A 16,892-nucleotide genomic window follows, 5' to 3' on the forward strand; every position below is an offset into this window, starting at 1 on the left:
ACCCCTAAGGCGAGGCCGAAAGGCGTAGTCGATGGGAATCAGGTTAATATTCCTGAGCCATGTGGTGGTGACGGATCTCGAAGGTAGTTCATCCTTATCGGATTGAATGGGCTGCTAAGAGGTTCCCGGAAATAGCCCCACTATTAGATCGTACCCTAAACCGACACAGGTGGACTGGTAGAGAATACCAAGGCGCTTGAGAGAACGATGTTGAAGGAACTCGGCAAAATACCTCCGTAAGTTCGCGAGAAGGAGGCCCAGTTCCTAGGCAACTAGGGGCTGGGGGCACAAACCAGGGGGTGGCGACTGTTTACTAAAAACACAGGGCTCTGCGAAGTCGCAAGACGACGTATAGGGTCTGACGCCTGCCCGGTGCCTGAAGGTTAAAAGGAGGGGTGAGAGCTCTGAATTGAAGCCCAGGTAAACGGCGGCCGTAACTATAACGGTCCTAAGGTAGCGAAATTCCTTGTCGGGTAAGTTCCGACCTGCACGAATGGCGTAACGACTTCCCCGCTGTCTCCAACATCGACTCAGCGAAATTGAATTGCCTGTCAAGATGCAGGCTTCCCGCGGTTAGACGGAAAGACCCCGTGCACCTTTACTACAGCTTCACATTGGCATTAGGCCGAGCATGTGCAGGATAGGTGGTGGGCTTTGAAACCAGAACGCCAGTTTTGGTGGAGCCACCCTTGAGATACCACCCTTGCTCTGCTTGATGTCTAACCGCGGTCCGTTATCCGGATCCGGGACCCTGTGTGGCGGGTAGTTTGACTGGGGCGGTCGCCTCCTAAAGCGTAACGGAGGCGCGCGAAGGTTGGCTCAGAGCGGTCGGAAATCGCTCGTTGAGTGCAATGGCAGAAGCCAGCCTGACTGCGAGACTGACAAGTCGAGCAGAGTCGAAAGACGGCCATAGTGATCCGGTGGTCCCAAGTGGGAGGGCCATCGCTCAACGGATAAAAGGTACGCCGGGGATAACAGGCTGATACTGCCCAAGAGTCCATATCGACGGCAGTGTTTGGCACCTCGATGTCGGCTCATCTCATCCTGGGGCTGGAGCAGGTCCCAAGGGTACGGCTGTTCGCCGTTTAAAGAGGTACGTGAGCTGGGTTTAGAACGTCGTGAGACAGTTCGGTCCCTATCTGCCGTGGGTGTAGGATACTTGAGAGGAGTTGCCCCTAGTACGAGAGGACCGGGGTGAACGATCCACTGGTGGACCAGTTGTCGTGCCAACGGCAGTGCTGGGTAGCTATGATCGGACAGGATAACCGCTGAAGGCATCTAAGCGGGAAGCCCCCCTCAAAACAAGGTATCCCTGAGGACCGTGGTAGACCACCACGTCAATAGGCCGGAGATGTAAGCATGGTAACATGTTCAGTTGACCGGTACTAATCGTCCGATAGGCTTGATTTGATCCAGTAAAAGCCAGGTTGGCTTACGGATCCGAAAGCATACAACCCCATCGTATGTGACTTGGAACAAAGGTTTTTTTCGGTTTGGTGGTCATAGCGCAAGCAAAACACCCGGTCCCATCCCGAACCCGGCCGTTAAGTGCTGTCGCGCCGATGGTACTGCGTCTTAAGACGTGGGAGAGTAGGTCACCGCCAAACCTAAAAAGACCTTTGGATATCTCTCTGACGATGATTCTCCAAAATTCGCTCGCGACGCCGCCGGCCAGGCGGCTTTTTTCGTTGCGCGAGTCCCACGGGTTGCCGGGGTCATCGTCATGCGCGCTTGACTTGCCGGGCCGAGCGCCCAATTCTGCCGGAAAAAACGAGACAATCCGAGGCAGAGGCAGGGCCCGCATGAAGATCGCCGCCGTGACGATGGTTTGGAACGACAACTGGTTCCTACGTCGCTGGATTCGGTACTATGGCCCGCTGATCGGCGAGAAAAACCTCTACGTCGTAAGCCATGGCCCCCAGGATCTCGGTGAGATCGTTGGTCATGCCAATGTCATCGAGGTGCCGCGCGACCCGTCCGACATTCATTTCGACGAGCGGCGCTGGCGGTTTCTTTCCTCTTATGCATCGGCGCTGACGCAGTATCACGACGCGGTGATCTGCCTCGATGTCGACGAACTGCTGGTTCCGGCACGCGACAATCTGAGCGTCACGGAGGCGATTGCCGCAATGGAGGGCGACGCAACCCGCTGCGTGCCGGGATTCGAACTGTTCCCCGCCGAGAGCGCGGCCGAGGCTGTCGATACCGCCGGCCGTATCGCCCCGCACATGGCGGGCGCGCAGTTTTCTCCGTTCTACAGCAAGTCAGGCATCATCTTCCGCCCGGTTCAGTTCTTCTCCGGCGCTCACGGCATGATCGGGGAGCGACCTGAACTCAGCTCCGACCTTGCACTGATGCATCTGCGCTTCGCTAACCTGAAAGAGCTTGACCGCCGCAATGCGGCCCGCGAGGGTATTGCGTCGGAGGCGATCGAGTCGTGGGACGCCTTTCAGACCGAAGGGAAACCTTTCGCGACCTGGCGCCGCGCCGACCAGCGCACACGCCAGGCGTTTCGGTCGTTCCAGCGCTCGCGCCTGGTGGGTTGGACCGACATGGTCCAGACCGTCTCGACCGAACTCGAGCGGTTGCGGGTGCGCCGCGGACGGGTTCACAAGTTTCTCAACCGGAAATACGAACCCCTGCGCGCGCAGTTGCCCGATTGGATGAAGGCTCACTTTTAATCGACACTCCGGCGGGCCGGGGCGTCACTTAGCGCCGTGATTGTCGAAGTTTTCGAACAGCCCCCCTTGCGGTGCTCTTCGCCTTGCGGTAACACGTCCGAACTTGGCGCGGGGTGGAGCAGCCCGGTAGCTCGTCAGGCTCATAACCTGAAGGTCGTAGGTTCAAATCCTACCCCCGCAACCAACAAAACAAGGCCTCTTGGCGCGTGCGCGCAGGAGGCTTTTTTTGTTTGTGTCCGAAAGGTGTCCGATTTCGTCTCCGAAACAGAGGATCGCAAGCACAAAGCAATCTACCCGACCCACCTTTTTTCTGGACGTCCAGCCTCTCTCGGCTAGCCACCAAGCCGCATTCGTACGAGCCAAATTTTCGAGAATCCATTTCGGTTCAGTTTGGTTCGATCGCGGGGCCCTTGACTAGCGCACAATCACACGAAGATTTTTCCTAGTCGGTCAAAGTCCTGCTTGACGGTCTTCTTAACCGCAGAGATCGTGAGCTGCGAGCCCCCGCGACCAACGTTCTTTGCAAAACCTCCGTCGGTCTCGTCGCGGAGGTTTTTTTGCATTTCTGGGTCTGATCTTCAGCGCTATAGGATCGCGCCCTGCCGCACGAAACGGGACCGCGGTCAGGTCCACGAGACTGCCTGTGCAAAAACGCCCCGATCTTTTTGCCTTGCGCGCGTCGTGATCAAATGAATTGGCGCATCCACCCCAGTGATGCGTCTGTCGGACCGTCCGGTTTGTATTCCGCGCCCAATGATTTGCGCCAGCCGAGGGCTTCAATTTCGGAAAACACCGAGAGGTAGTCGACATCACCGTGATCCGGTACGCGCCGATCGGGAACCGAGGCGAACTGGATATGTCCGATGATGGGCAACAAATCCTTCAACCGGGCAATCACGTCACCTTCGGTTCGGCCGACGTGATAGCAATCGAACATCAGCCTCAGGTTGGGCGCGGCAACCTCTTCGATGATGCGGCGGGCCTGATCGGTGGTTTCCAGGAAATAGCCGGGCGCGTCAAAACGGTTGAGCGGTTCGATCAGGAGGTCGATGCCCTTATCCTGCGTCGCCGCAACGGCGGCCTGCAGGTTGCTTAGAAACACGGTGTGCGCCGCCTGGCCCTGCGCCTTGCCGGCCATGACGTGGATCGCCTGCGCATCGATAGCTTGAGCATAATCCACGGCCTCGGTGATCGCCGCCAGTGCCTCCTCCTCGCGCCCGGGCACGGCACTCAGGCCGTTGTCACCGGCGGAAACGTCACCGCGACGTGTATTGAGCCCGAGCATCGGCAGGCCGGTGTCGTTCAAAGCCGCCCTGACATTGGCGGCGGGCGTCTCATAGGGCCAATGGCATTCGACAGCGTGAAACCCGGCGGCTTTTGCCGCGCGAATGGCCTCAGGCAAGGAACGGTCCGTCCAGAGAAAGCCCAGATTGGCGGAAAACCGTGTCATCCATCCCACTCCACGTCGAATTTTTCTACGACCGCACGGACCTGCTGCGGACCCAGCGCGCGTGCGTCGACCCCCCGAAGCAACATCGCCAGCCGGGCGGTCTCTTCCAGTTCCTCGATGGCGTTGCAGGCCGCCTCGACCTCCTTGCCCGCGACGACCGGACCGTGATTGGCCAACATGACGGCACTGCGCTTTCCGGCCAACCCGCGCACCGCGTCCCCCATGGCCGGGTCTCCCGGCAGGAAAAAAGGCAAAAGCTTCACCTTGCCCAGCTTCATGATCGCATAGGGCGTCAACGGGGGCAGGAAATCATCCTCGTCCACGTCCGGCATCATCGACCAGGCGACCGAGTGACAGGAGTGCAAATGAACGACCGCGCCGGCGGTCGACCGCGTGTCGTAAAAGGCGGCATGCAGCGGCATTTCCTTGGTCGGTTTGTCTCCCGAAATCAACGCGCCCTGTGGGTTGAACCGGCTGAGGCGCCCGGGATCGAGGCGGCCAAAACTGGTGCCTGTGGGCGAGACCAGAAGCCCGCCATCTTCGGTTCGGGCCGAGATGTTTCCGGTGCTGCCATGCGTCAGGCCTCTGTCGAACAGGGACCTTGCCAGCATACAGATCTGCTCTCGAAGATCGGACTCTCTCATACATCCCCCGCAAGTACGCTGTCAGCCTTTTGAAAGAAATCCTCGGCGCCGAAATTGCCGGATTTCAACGCGACGACCAAATCGGGGCCGGCTCGGAGCGCGGGGACGCCAGGATCAATTTCCGGGCCGATTTCAAGTGCGCCCAATCCAAGACCTTCGACAACTGCCCCGGATGTCTCGCCACCCGCGGAAATGATGCGGCTTGCCCCGCCGCGAACCGCCAGCTTCGCCACTTCGGAAAAGAATGTCTCCAATGCCTTCGAGGATCGCTCCCGGCCGTAGCGCTCCTGAACCTTGGTGACGGTTTCGGGTTCGGCAGAGCTGTAGGCCAGCGGCACGCCACTGGCCGTGAGCAGCCAGTCGGCGATCTCTTTCGGACTCAGGCGCCCCTCGATCACGTCCGCAGCCACGATTTCCCGTGTCGGATGGTGTGAGGCGTGGCGGGCAACCTGCGCCCTGGTTGCTGTCGAACACGAACCCGACAGCGCCACCGATTTGCCTGCCTGTCCCGCCCACGGAACCGGGGCGGCGGTGCAGCCGAAATTGCCGGGCAGTCCCAGCGCCGCGCCGGAGCCGCCGGTGATAAGGCGAAACCCCTTCGCTGCCTTGCCCATTTCGATCAGATCTTCGTCCCGGATCGCATCGACGACGATGTGGCGGTTGCCGGCCTTGTGTTCTTCGTCAAGGGCCAGAGATATTTCCTCGGCACCGCCAAATACCCTCTGCGCCGAAACATGTCCGACGTCAAAGCGTGACTGCCGCGTGAGCCATCGGCGAATGTCGGCATCGGTCATCGGGGTCAGCGGGTGGTTTTGCATGCCGGACTCGTTGAGAAGCCGGTCGTTGACGAACAAATGCCCCTGGTACACCGATCGCCCGGTTCCGGGGAAGGCCGGGCAAACGATCACTTTGTGGGCGTCCAGCGCCTCGGCCAGCGCGTCGGCAACAGGTCCGATGTTGCCTTCGGGCGTCGAGTCGAAGGTGGAGCAATATTTGAAGTAGATTTGCTCGCAGCCTTGTGCCCTCAGCCATGCCAGGGCCGCCAGTGACTGCGCGACCGCCTCGGCAGGATCGACGGATCGGGATTTCAGGGCGACCACGCCGGCCTGAACGTCCATGCCCGCAGGCCCGTCCGGTGTGCCGGTATATTGCACCGTCCGCATGCCGCCCTTGGCCAGTGTGTTGGCGAGGTCGCTGGATCCGGTGAAATCGTCGCCAATACATCCAAGCAGCATCAGGTTTCTCCGGGCAAGGTCAGGCGAGCGTTGCGAGCATAAACCTTGGCCACCGCCGAGTCATCCTCGCGGCCCAGCCCCATGCCCGCGGCTGCGAGGTATTGCTGCATCGCCGCTGCCGTGATCGGCGCGCTGAAATTCGCGGATTTGGCGATATCGAGAACGATGCCAAGATCCTTCGGCCAGATGTTGACCTGGCTGTGTGGGGTGTAATCGCCGGCAACGATATGCGGCGCCCGGTTCTCCAGCATCCAGCTTGTGCCGGCGCATTTGCTGATCACCTCGACGAATTTGTCCGGCGCGACTCCCTGCGTCATTCCGAAGGTCAGGGCCTCTGCCATCGCGGCGATGTGAACACCGGCCAGCAATTGGTTGACGGCTTTCATGGCAGAGCCCGCACCGGCCGTGTCGCCAAGTTCGAACACGGTCTCGGCGATGGCATCCAATACCGGGCGGGCGGCATTGAACGCGTCAGGCGTGCCGGACGCCATGATGGAAAGTTGTCCCTTGGCCGCCTTGACCGAACCACCTGAAATCGGCGCGTCCAGGTAATGGATGCCGAAGGCGTTGCAGCGAGCCTCCATGTCCCTCGCGAAATCCGGCGGAACCGTGGCACATCCCAACACGACGGCTCCTTTTCTCATTGCGGGCACCAACCCGTCCCCGCCAAACAGGACGGTTTCGGTCTGGGCCGCGTTGAGGACGACAACAATCGCGGTATCCAAGCCCGCGGCGACATCGAAGAGGTCTGCCTTGGCGCCTCCTTCGGACTGAAGCCGTTCCATCTGGGCGGGAACGACGTCAAAGCCATGGGTTTCGTGACCCGCTCGCAGGCAGGATCGGGCAATTCCATACCCCATGGACCCAAGTCCGATGACGGCGGTTTTCAGGGCTTCTGTCATAGGACGGTCCGTTTCGATACATTGATTGACAGATGGTATCGATACCGGTATCGATACCAGTTGTCAATCGCGGTCGTCTTGCACTGGCCGTGCCGGTTGCCTCGAGAGCTTTGAAACGGTGGGCTGGTGGCGATCGAAGCCAGAAACACAAGCAGATGATCTTGGACGAAAAGAAACGAACAACCTTAGCCGATGTCGCCGTCGCGGCCGGCGTCAGCAAGATGACCGCGTCCCGCGCGCTGCGCGGCGCCGGCGACGTATCAAAAGCAAAAGCCGATAGGGTCCGACAAGCCGCCAAGGAGATCGGCTACGTCGGCAATCACCTGGCATCATCCTTGTCTGGGAAACGCTCAGATCTGATCGGCGTCGTCGTGCCCAGCGTGGAGAACATTGTGTTCGCGGAAGTTCTGGCCGGGATCGCCGACGGCATCGAAGGCAGCGATTTGCAGCCCGTCTTCGGAGTCACCGACTACGATCTCGACAAGGAATATGACGTGGTCAGAAACATGCTGTCGTGGAAACCTGCCGGTATCATCGTTACCGGGCTCGACCAGTCGGACGCCACGAAGCGGATTCTGGAAAACGCGGATGTGCCTGTGGTGCAGATCATGGATGTGGATGGCATTCCGGTGGATGCTTGTGTTGGTCTGTCTCACTTCACGGCGGGAAAAGAAATGGCCGAGGCGCTGCTGAAGATGGGCCGCAAACGCTTTGCCTATGTCGGTTGCGGTCTCGATCGGGACACCCGCGCCGCAAAACGGCTTTCAGGGTTCCAAGCGGCGCTGTCGGAGAATGGACTTGCCTTCGTTGCGACGCGGATCGGTCGCGCCCGATCGACGGTCAAAGCGGGGCGTGACCTCTCGGCCGAAGTTTTGGCGAGCCATCCCGGTCTGGATTGTATCTACTATTCAAACGACGACCTCGCGGTCGGGGGAGCCTATCACTGCATCGCCAATGGCGTGGCTGTGCCGGACGAGCTCGTTTTGGCGGGGTTCAACGGGCTCGACCTGGTAGACAGTTTGCCAATCCGGATCGCCACTACCCGAACACCGCGGCGAGAAATCGGCCGGGCTGCCGCCGAGATCGTACTCAACTCGAACCACGGTGGCGGAGTTGGAACGGAAAGGCGCAAGCAATTCCACCCGGCAATCGACATCGGGGTCTGATCCGGCGGCAACAACCAGGCTCTCCGAGGTCTTCGACCGAGCCACGTGGCGTTCGGACGGAATCCTGAGCGGGGCGGGCGCTGCGCTTCGCGTCTGCGGGCGCCCCAGGTCCCCGGCGGTGACTAGGATCGGCCGATCTTCTCGGCCAGCCAGCGGGCACGCTCTTGTTGTTCCCGCACCATTTGGAGCTTTCGCTCGAGACGCTGTTTCTTCGACTCTTTCTCGGTTTCCGAGATCTCGGTTTGTAGTAGTGCTGCCTTCGCCTCGAGCTTGCCGATCACCTTCTCGACATGGGACGGCTTGATTTTCTGAGCCTTGCCCTTTTCGAGGCGTTTGAAATACTTGTCGAGCTTCTCGACCGCACTCTCAAGTCCCATGGCATTTCTCCTTATGCGACACCCGGTTGTGCCGCCCGTATGTAACAGCTGTGTGACAGAGCCCGTGGGTCATCGCGCGCGGCCCGGGTCGGGTTCGGCCAGTGCCCCGATGACCATGCCTGCCAGCTCCTCGTCCTCGAGCGACAGGATCCGTTCGACCTCGGCCATGGCATCCTCGGTTTCGATGTAATAGGCCCGCGCGGCCCCAAGCAGGTCGCGCATCGCCGCATAAGCATAGTTCGAATCGTTCAGGAACGACGTGGCGACGATTGCCTCCAGTTCGTGGTTTCGGATCAGCGACTCGATCCGGTTGTTGGTGTCCTGCGCATCGCTTTCAACCTGAACGCGCTCCTGATCCAGCCACAAGCTGGAGCGGTCCTCGGGATCGGCCAGATCGAGCTTGCGGATCTCGACCAGGATACGGGCGATTTCGGTCCGGAGCTGGTCATAGAGCTCGGTGATCACCCCCTGCTGACGTTCGGTATAGCGGGTGGCGTTGCGCCGCAGATGTTTGACCGCCTTGACCGCCCGCACGATCCGCCCGGCGACGTCGCGTAGCGAATAGATGTCGTCGATGACGTCTTCGGGCATGTCCTTGGACCCGACCCGGGTGGCGAATTCGACGATGGCGGAATAGAGCGTCTTGATCCGCGCCTCGTAACGTTCGTCGATATCGAACTCGACCGGCTGGCGGCTTTTCTCGACGGTCGCAGCGATATCCCTGGCGGCGAAGATGTCGTGCCGGTGCAGGTTCAGCCCGTGCAGGATCAATTCGACCGCGTTGTCATAGAGATGCTTGACCTCGCGCCGCATCGCGACCTCGACGGTCTGCGGGAACTCGTCGACCGCCTCCGAGAGGTATTTTGGCTGGCTGAGATCCTCGGCAGGCTGAACGATGGTGCGCTCGAGAAAGGTGATCAGCCGACCCAGAAGCGGCAGCATGATCGCCACGCCCAGCGTGTTGAAAATGGTGTGGAACACAGCGAGCTTCAGGGTGAAGTCATTTTCGGGGATTCCGACCCCGGCCGAAATGAAATCGACCGACATCCGGATCGGGCCGATGAAGACCAGCGCGACCCCGGCGGTGATGACATTGAAGATCAGATGCGCCAGCGCCAGGCGTTTGCCCTGGAAATTGGCCGTCAGCGCGCCGATGATCGCGGTGATCGTGGTGCCGATATTGGCACCGATCGCCAGCGCCAGCGCATTCTCATAAGTAATCTGCCCGGCCGCCAGCGCGGTGATGATCAGTGTCATGGTGGCGTGGCTCGATTGCATGACCACCGTCGCGGCGGTGCCGATCAGGGTGTAGACCACGAGGCCGAGAAGCCCGGTCAGGGCAAAACGCGACAGGTCGAACTGGTCCTTGAAGGCCTCGAATCCTTCCTTCATGTGATGGATGCCGAGGAACAGGAAGCCGAGCCCGGCCAGCACGTACCCTGCGCCGCGGATGTACTTGTTCTTCTGGAAGACCAGCACGATGGCGATGGCCAGCATCGGCAGCGCATAGGCCGAGATCTTCACCTTGAGTCCGAACCCCGCCACCAGCCAGGCGCCGGTGGTGGTGCCGATATTGGCGCCAAAGATGATGCCGACACCGGCAATCAGGGAAATCAGCCCGGCAGAAAGAAAGGAAATGGTGATCACCGAGACCAGCGAACTCGACTGCATGATCGTCGTGGTGACGATCCCGAAGCCCAGCGACTTGGTAACCGATCCGGTCGCCTTTTCCAGCGCTGCTTCGAGAAATCCGCCTGAGAACAGCTTGAACCCATCCTCGAGCATCAGCATGCCGAAGAGGAAGATCGCCACCCCGGCGGCGATCTCCTGAAAATCGCCGCTGGCCCAGAACCCGAGGCTCAGGACCAGCAGGATGACCGGCAGCGTCAGTTTCTTGATCATGCCGTGAAACTCACGCTCATGGCAGCATCATGCCCCGCAGCACGAAGTAGAACAGCGCGGCGAGGAAGGCCGACACCGGCACGGTGATGATCCAGGCCGAGACGATTTTCAGCAGCGACGAGCGATGCACCAGTTGCCGCTTCAGTGCCTTTTGCAGCTGCCTGCGCTCGGCCGCGTCGATCACCGCGTCCGGCCCCATTTTCTTGAGCTCGTCAAGGATGCGCTGCTTGTCTTCGGGCGGCGCGTTCTGGAAAGTCATCAGCACCTGCTCGGCCAGGGCGAAGTCCTTTTCGCCCTCGTGATGGTGCAGCACGTCCTCGATCACCTTGCCGAGACGGGTTTCCAGAAACTCGCGCAGGAACCCGACGCCGAACACGGCACCCAATGCCACGTGGGTCGAGCTGATCGGCATGCCAAGCTGGCTGGCGATGATCACGGTGATGGCCGCGGCCAGCGCGATGCAGAAGGCACGCGACCGGTCCAGCTCGGTGATTTCCGACCCTACGGTCCGGATCAGCTTGGGCCCGAACAGCGCCAAGCCGACCGAAATACCGATCGCCCCGATCACCATCACCCAGAGGGGGATCGCCACCTTGGAGGATCCACCCTCGGCATTGGTCAGCGCGTCCACCACGCCGGCGAGCGGCCCGACGGCGTTGGCCACGTCATTGGCCCCGTGGGCAAAGCTCAGAAGCGCCGCCGAGATGATCAGCGGAACGGTGAATAGCTGGTTCACCCCGTTACGGTTGTTCTCAAGCTTCGGGGCCGCCTTGTTGATCATCGGGCGCACGATCACGATCGCAGCAAGCCCGACGACAAGGCCGATCAGAATGGCGTTGGTGAAGTCGACCTTGACCAGCTTCTTGATGCCCTTCAGCACGATATAGGTGGTAAACGCCCAAGCCATGATGCCGATCATGAAAGGCACCACCTTGCGCGCCGCCTCGACCGGATCGGACTTGAAGAAGATCGTCTTCTTCAGGAAGAACAGGAACATGGCCGCGATGATCCCGCCGGTGACCGGAGACACCACCCAGCTCAGCGCGATTTTCCCCATCGAGTCCCAGTTGACAACATCCCAGCCCGCCGCCGCGATGCCGGCACCCATGACACCGCCGACGATCGAATGGGTCGTCGAGACCGGCGCGCCCAGCCACGTGGCGGCGTTCAGCCACAGCGCCGCACCGATCAGAGCGCCCATCATCACCCAGATGAACACATCCTTGTCGGGCACGTCCGCCGGGTCGATGATGCCTTTCTTCACCGTCGAGACAACGTCGCCGCCGGCGATGATCGCCCCGCCGGCCTCGAAAATCGCGGCGATCACGATCGCCCCGGTCAGTGTCAGCGCGTAAGACCCGACCGCCGGGCCAACGTTGTTGGCCACGTCGTTGGCACCGATGTTCATCGCCATGTAGGCACCGATCACCGCCGCCGCGACCAGCAGGTAAAGCTGTTCGACATGGGCGAAACTGGCGCCGGTATAGACCATAACCCCGACCACGAAGAGAATGGCCGATCCCAGCCTCCCCATTTCCGAGCGGCTTAGATTGGTCGCACTTTCGATCTTCAGGTATTCTTTCACTACCACAGGCCTCTCCCCCCCATCGTAAGAACAGGTATACGCATTCGTTCCGCGACCCCGTTTCTTCGTGACCGCGGCAAAAGCAAGCCCTGTTTCAAGATTTGAATGGCACGCCTTCCTTGACCCGGATTTGCGCTGGGTCATTGACAGGTGCTGAAAGGCTGACACTGGGTGTTTTTTGCTACACGTCCTGATCCGCTTGGCCGGAAGGATGAAACGGGAGCCTTCGCACGAGCGTCCGGGAAATGGTGGGCGACGCTTGCCCGCGGGTCGCCGGGCGCGTTGCCGCACGCCGGACAACCGAAGCCCGAGTCGCTCGACAACGGCGGTGTGTCACCGCTCGGTGCTGTCGCGAACAGCGGCTTCGAGCGCCGCGAGCCGGGCTTCGAGATCGGGAATGCGCCGAATCTGGGATTCGAGCTGTGCGATGTAGATATGCGCGTGTTCCAGCTCGTTGAGCATCTGGCCGTGGCGTTCGCTGATATTGATCGGGGCGTCTGGCACGGTGGGGCCGATGGCCGGCAAATGACCCAGCGCAAACATTTGGTCTGCATGTTCCTCGATCGACGGCAGGTCGTAATCGTCGGAAAATACTGCGTCGCAGCCCTTTTCACAGGTTGGGCCGCCGGTGATGAGCTGGCCGGTGATCTCGAGATCGCCGGTCGTGCCGTCCAACATGAAGAACCTGGTCTTGGCGGGGCTGCGTGACCCGACAACGCCGCGCTTCATCACTAGATTGGACCCGGCACCGATGCTCCATTCACCGTCGGTGGCGGTGTTGCCCATCACCAGTTCGGGGCGGCCGTTGTTTTGCAGGTTCATCATCGTACGCGGAACCGTCGTGGCATCTGTTTCCTGCACCATGAACGTGGCCGTGCCGTCGTCGCGGCGTAAATGCAGCGCGGCTGTCGGGCTGCCGAAGCCAAGGCCGATATCGCCGTCGTCCAGGATGGTGAGCGCGTTTTGCGGTGCACCGGCCTGGATCAAGAACGGCACTTTCAATCCGCCGTCCCATGTGCGGATGCCAAACCCCACTTCGGATCCGAAGATATCCCATTCATAGGGCGCGTTGCCGTTGCTGCCGTCCTGTTCCAGCTTGATCGTGGGCGTGCTGCCGGACATCACGTGCAGGTCGGCTTGTGGCAGGAACGTGCCCAGGCCGACATTGCCGTTGTCGCTGATTTTCAGAGCATAGTATGGCGCGTCTGCGTCCACACGAAAGACGGTCTTGGCATGCGATTTGACGGCGAAGTATTCGCTGTCCGACCAGACGTCGTTGACCTCGATTTTCCAATCGCGGGTCGAGGCACCCTGGCCCGTGGACGTGTCCTCGAACACGATTGACGTGTCGGAAGATTTCAGTTTGAGCGCTTCGTAGATGAAGGATTCCGAGCCCGTACAGCCCTGCCCGGCGCATAAATGTCCATCGACGCTGTGATTGCCACTCAGCACGGTCTGGGCCAGTGCGGCCGGTGCCAGGACCAGGCACAGGAACTGACTGGCAAGAAACAGGAACATCCGGGTTCGCATGATCGTCTCCCAAAAGCATGGACCGCCCAAGGTCCGCAATTGCACCGGGATGCGCGCTTGTTCTGAAAAGGTCTCGGTTCTGAGTTCAGCTGGAAAAACGCGCTTTCCGCTCCACCCACATCTTAAGGCGGGCGCGCAGCGGGAATCCTGATCCAGTTCTAAGGAAATTCTGAAGAAGCGCTATTTTGCCGGTTTCAGCGCCAACATATGTGCGCCCATTCCGAAACGCTCGGCCAATGCGGTGGCCTCGGCGGCGTGGCGGGTGGCGGCGTCGGGCTCGCCTAGTATTTCCGCCGAAACGGCAGCCACGGCGTGAATGCGGGGCGCAAAGTACCTGTCCCCGGTTCGTTCCGCGCATGCCAACGCGTGCCGGGCGGCGGCAAGCGCGTCATCGAACCTTTCCGCCCGCAACAGGGTTTCGGCCTTTAACCCGTACCAGTTGGCCAGTTGCACTCCGGCGCCCGTGGCCTCGAAAATGGCGATGCCCTGCTCGATCTCGGCAAGCCCGTCTTCGGCCCGGCCAAGCTGACCGAGCGCCCAGCCGCGTTCGACCAGGCCAGAGCCCAGCCAGAAAGGGAAGCGGTGGTCGCGGCTGATACGGATTGCATCGTCGGCCACCGCAAGAGCGCCCGCGGCATCGCCATCGAAAATCAGCAGATCGGCACACAGCCCGGCATGGGTTGCCGCGGCGAAGGGGTTTTCGCGCAGGTCGCGGATTTCCTCCGACGTGGTCAAGTGAATTCGAGCCGCGGCGCTGTCACCCATCAGGGCCGCGGCCCATCCGGCATATGCCGCGCAGGCGACAGCGGCGTTCTGCGCCGGGATCGAGTCGGGTGGGGCCGCGGCGAGATGCGTCAGCCCGGTGCTTAGATGATCGAGCCCGGTCGCGAGCTGCCCCTCATGCACGAGGATTTCCCCTGCCGCGGCATGGGCTTGCGCCTTGAGCGCCGGGGCGTTCGAACCTTCGGCGGTGGCTAGAAGCGCCTTGGCGTGGGCGAAGGATTTCGACAGTCGTCCCAGCACCCAGTTGTTCAGCCAAAGCCCGATATCGATCTGGAACCCGACGGCCGGCGAGCGCACGGTGCGATTGAGTTCACTGGCGCGGGCATAAGCCTCGCCGACCTCGGTCGCGCCGTAACCACGCAGCGCTGTCAGTGCCAGCGCCATGGCAAGGCGCAGGTCGAGCTCAGTCTTCGCCGCCTCCGGCGTGTCGGTGTCGATCAGCGCGATCCCGGCCTCGGCAAAGGCGATCGCCTCGTGATGCGTCGAGCGGTGCAGTGCGTAACGGCAGGCGGCCTGCCAGTGTCCGATCGCCCGGTTGGTTTCGCCGGCCTCCTGGAGATGCCAGGCCAGCTGTTCCGGCCGGGCGGGTTCCGCGCCGCTGCCGGCGTCGAGCAGTCGGGCGATCTCGCCATGCAGGCGGGTGCGGTCCCGGGGCGAGACCATGGCATAGGCGGCATCGCTGATCAGCATGTGTCGGAACCCGAAGCCGGTGGCCTCTTCTCTGAGGAAGCGGGTTCGCATCAGGGCCTCGGCGTCACGCGCGAGCGCCTCGGACGATCGGCCGAGAAGTTGCGCAGCCAGGTCGGCCGGGGCCGGAGGGCCGATGACGGCCACGGCATAGAGCAGCATCCGCAAGTTATCGGAGAGCGCGCTGATGCGGGCAGAGATCACCGCCTGCACCGTGCCGGGCAGGCTGCGGGCCGGGTCGGCGCCGTCATGCGTGGCCAGCGCCAGTTCCTCGAGGAAAAACGGATTTCCGGCGGCACGTTCGGCCAGGGTTTCGAGCGCGCTGTCGTCGATCCTGGCCAGCGCGGGGTTGGTGCGCAGCAGCGCGACGCTGTCACCATGGCCCAACGGCGACAACTGCAACTGTGCCTCGGTCAATGGCGGCTGGTCGCCGGGCCGGGTTGTCAGTACGAGCAGGATGGGGTGCCGATCGATCCGCCGGGCCATCGCATCGAACAGCGCCTGCGAGGAGGCATCGGTCCAGTGGACATCCTCGATCACGATCACCAGCGGGCGATGGGAGGCGACCTCGCCAAGCAACCGTCCGACCAACGCGTTGCGCCGCTTGCGGCGCTGGTGGTCAGACAACGCCGTCAGCGCCGGGTCGGGCGCGGCGGCGTCGTCGAGCAGGTCACGCCGCAGCGCCTTGTCGATCGGATCCGGGGTCAGCCGGTCAGGCAGATCGGCGAACAGGGTCGCGCACAGCGCCCGCACCGGGGCAAGCGGCGTGTTGGCCAGTGCGGGCAGGCAATGCACGATCGCGCTGCGAAACGCACGCCTGTCGAGCCGGTCCAGAAACTCGGACACCAGTCGCGATTTTCCGATCCCCGCCGGCCCCGACAAGGTCACGGCCTGGCCGCGCCCGTCCTGCAGGGCGGGCAGCCCGGCCAAGAGAAACGCCATTTCGGCATCGCGCCCGACGAACCCGGAGCGTGAGCGAGCCGGTCGCGCCGGGATGCCACTGCGACGTTCGGCGATCGTGACGAGACGATAGCCCGACACGGCGGGGCAGGTGGTGATCTCGTCGCCCATATGCTGCAGCGTGCTGTCGCCGAGCAGGGTCTCGCCGGGCCGCGCGGTCTGGGCGAGCGCCGTTGCGCCGCGCTCGATAGCATTGGGCGGGGCCCAGTTGCCGTCCTCCGCGTCCCCGGATCCTGCGAGTTCGAGCGCCCCGGTTTCGACGGCAAAGGCCGGCATGGTGCCGGCGGCGGCAAGGGTCTCGGTCAGATCTGCCGCACAGTAAAGCGCTTGGCGAGGCGCATCGTCGGTCGAGCGCGCCATGCCAAAGACGGCGGTGAACCCGTCGATCAGCATGTGCAGGAGCTGGCCCTGATGGGTCTCGACCAATGCGCGCGCGGTCCGATAGCTGTCCTCTGCCCGATCCGGTGCCGGTGTCATGCCTGTATCATTGTCGCAGAACCGAACGCAGAGCACCGCCGCAAGCCGGGTTTCGCGCAGGGACAGAGCCGCGGCCGGGGCATTGGTATCGGCATCGGTGATCAACTCGGCGACGAAGCGGAAGCCGCGGCTGTGATAGGTCCGGACCACCATCGGGCGGCGCGGGTCGTCGCCGAGCGCCTTGCGCAGCTGGCTGACGGCGGTCTGCAGCGAGGCCTCGGAAGCATTCGCGGGCCACAGCGCGTCGAGTAACTCGGCCTTGGACACCATCCGGTCGCTGCGTTCGGCGAGGTAGACCAGCAGGGCAAAAACCTTCGGCGGGACCGGTTGTGGCAGACCGTTTCGCCGTAATTCGCGGCGCTCGATGTCGAGTTCGAAATCTTGAAACCGAAATACCATAATAATCAGGATTAACGGACGCACCGCGGCTTTTGTCAAATGACATTGCCTGGACGTCCGGAGTGCGGATCATCGCCCGCGCAGGGGGCTTGGATGGGGGGCGCGGCGCGGCGG

Annotated in this window: 11 protein-coding genes, 1 tRNA gene and 2 rRNA genes (1 of these 14 running past the window's edge); 5 read left to right on the forward strand and 9 right to left on the reverse strand. The window is 61.9% G+C overall.

Annotated features, from left to right (window positions below):
* From NO357_RS13515 to NO357_RS13530, 4 genes are all read left to right on the forward strand, one after another.
* Positions 1-1,410 (forward strand): 23S ribosomal RNA (locus NO357_RS13515); it begins 2,012 nt to the left of the window's first position.
* Between the two features lie 82 nt (positions 1,411-1,492).
* Positions 1,493-1,607: ribosomal RNA gene (gene rrf, locus NO357_RS13520) — 5S ribosomal RNA — on the forward strand.
* A 195-nt stretch (positions 1,608-1,802) separates the two neighbouring features.
* The gene (locus NO357_RS13525) at positions 1,803-2,681 is read left to right on the forward strand and encodes a glycosyltransferase family protein (RefSeq protein ID WP_306736223.1); all 879 of its coding nucleotides are present in this window, start codon (positions 1,803-1,805) and stop codon (positions 2,679-2,681) included.
* Between the two features lie 107 nt (positions 2,682-2,788).
* A tRNA-Met gene (locus tag NO357_RS13530) sits at positions 2,789-2,865 on the forward strand.
* Between the two features lie 501 nt (positions 2,866-3,366).
* Here NO357_RS13530 and NO357_RS13535 read toward each other — a convergent pair.
* Genes NO357_RS13535 through ltnD form a run of 4 tightly spaced genes read right to left on the reverse strand, consistent with a single transcriptional unit; the run spans position 3,367 to position 6,912 of the window.
* The gene (locus NO357_RS13535) at positions 3,367-4,131 is read right to left on the reverse strand and encodes a hydroxypyruvate isomerase family protein (RefSeq protein ID WP_306736224.1); all 765 of its coding nucleotides are present in this window, start codon (positions 4,129-4,131) and stop codon (positions 3,367-3,369) included.
* On the reverse strand, positions 4,128-4,775 hold the full coding sequence (gene otnC / locus NO357_RS13540) for a 3-oxo-tetronate 4-phosphate decarboxylase (protein ID WP_306736225.1): 648 nt from the start codon (positions 4,773-4,775) through the stop codon (positions 4,128-4,130). The genes NO357_RS13535 and otnC overlap by 4 nt, the downstream gene beginning before the upstream one ends.
* Positions 4,772-6,010: a 3-oxo-tetronate kinase gene (otnK, locus tag NO357_RS13545; protein ID WP_306736226.1), complete on the reverse strand. Its 1,239-nt coding sequence runs from the start codon at positions 6,008-6,010 to the stop codon at positions 4,772-4,774. The genes otnC and otnK overlap by 4 nt, the downstream gene beginning before the upstream one ends.
* Positions 6,010-6,912 (reverse strand): L-threonate dehydrogenase, encoded by a 903-nt coding sequence (gene ltnD, locus NO357_RS13550; protein ID WP_306736227.1) that lies wholly within the window; start codon positions 6,910-6,912, stop codon positions 6,010-6,012. Before ltnD ends, otnK begins: the two co-directional genes overlap by 1 nt.
* A 32-nt stretch (positions 6,913-6,944) precedes the next feature.
* Between ltnD and NO357_RS13555 the strand changes: the two genes are divergently transcribed.
* Positions 6,945-8,078: a LacI family DNA-binding transcriptional regulator gene (locus NO357_RS13555; protein WP_306736228.1), complete on the forward strand. Its 1,134-nt coding sequence runs from the start codon at positions 6,945-6,947 to the stop codon at positions 8,076-8,078.
* 122 nt (positions 8,079-8,200) lie between these two features.
* On the opposite strand, the gene NO357_RS13560 is transcribed toward NO357_RS13555, so the two are convergent.
* The 5 genes from NO357_RS13560 to NO357_RS13580 form a co-directional block, all read right to left on the reverse strand.
* Complete coding sequence (locus tag NO357_RS13560) at positions 8,201-8,455, reverse strand: hypothetical protein (RefSeq protein WP_306736229.1); 255 nt, start codon at positions 8,453-8,455, stop codon at positions 8,201-8,203.
* A gap of 69 nt (positions 8,456-8,524) precedes the next feature.
* Complete coding sequence (locus NO357_RS13565) at positions 8,525-10,357, reverse strand: Na/Pi cotransporter family protein (protein WP_306736230.1); 1,833 nt, start codon at positions 10,355-10,357, stop codon at positions 8,525-8,527.
* Between the two features lie 16 nt (positions 10,358-10,373).
* Positions 10,374-11,891 carry an inorganic phosphate transporter gene (locus NO357_RS13570; RefSeq protein WP_306736528.1) on the reverse strand — a complete coding sequence of 506 codons (1,518 nt, stop codon included), beginning with the start codon at positions 11,889-11,891 and terminating at the stop codon, positions 10,374-10,376.
* Positions 11,892-12,275: 384 nt separating this feature from the next.
* Positions 12,276-13,472: a hypothetical protein gene (locus NO357_RS13575; RefSeq protein WP_306736231.1), complete on the reverse strand. Its 1,197-nt coding sequence runs from the start codon at positions 13,470-13,472 to the stop codon at positions 12,276-12,278.
* Positions 13,473-13,652: 180 nt separating this feature from the next.
* On the reverse strand, positions 13,653-16,778 hold the full coding sequence (locus NO357_RS13580) for an ATP-binding protein (protein WP_306736232.1): 3,126 nt from the start codon (positions 16,776-16,778) through the stop codon (positions 13,653-13,655).
* Positions 16,779-16,892: the final 114 nt, after the last annotated feature.

Origin of the sequence: Marimonas arenosa (genome assembly GCF_030848945.1) — a bacterium.
Classification (GTDB): domain Bacteria; phylum Pseudomonadota; class Alphaproteobacteria; order Rhodobacterales; family Rhodobacteraceae; genus Marimonas; species Marimonas arenosa.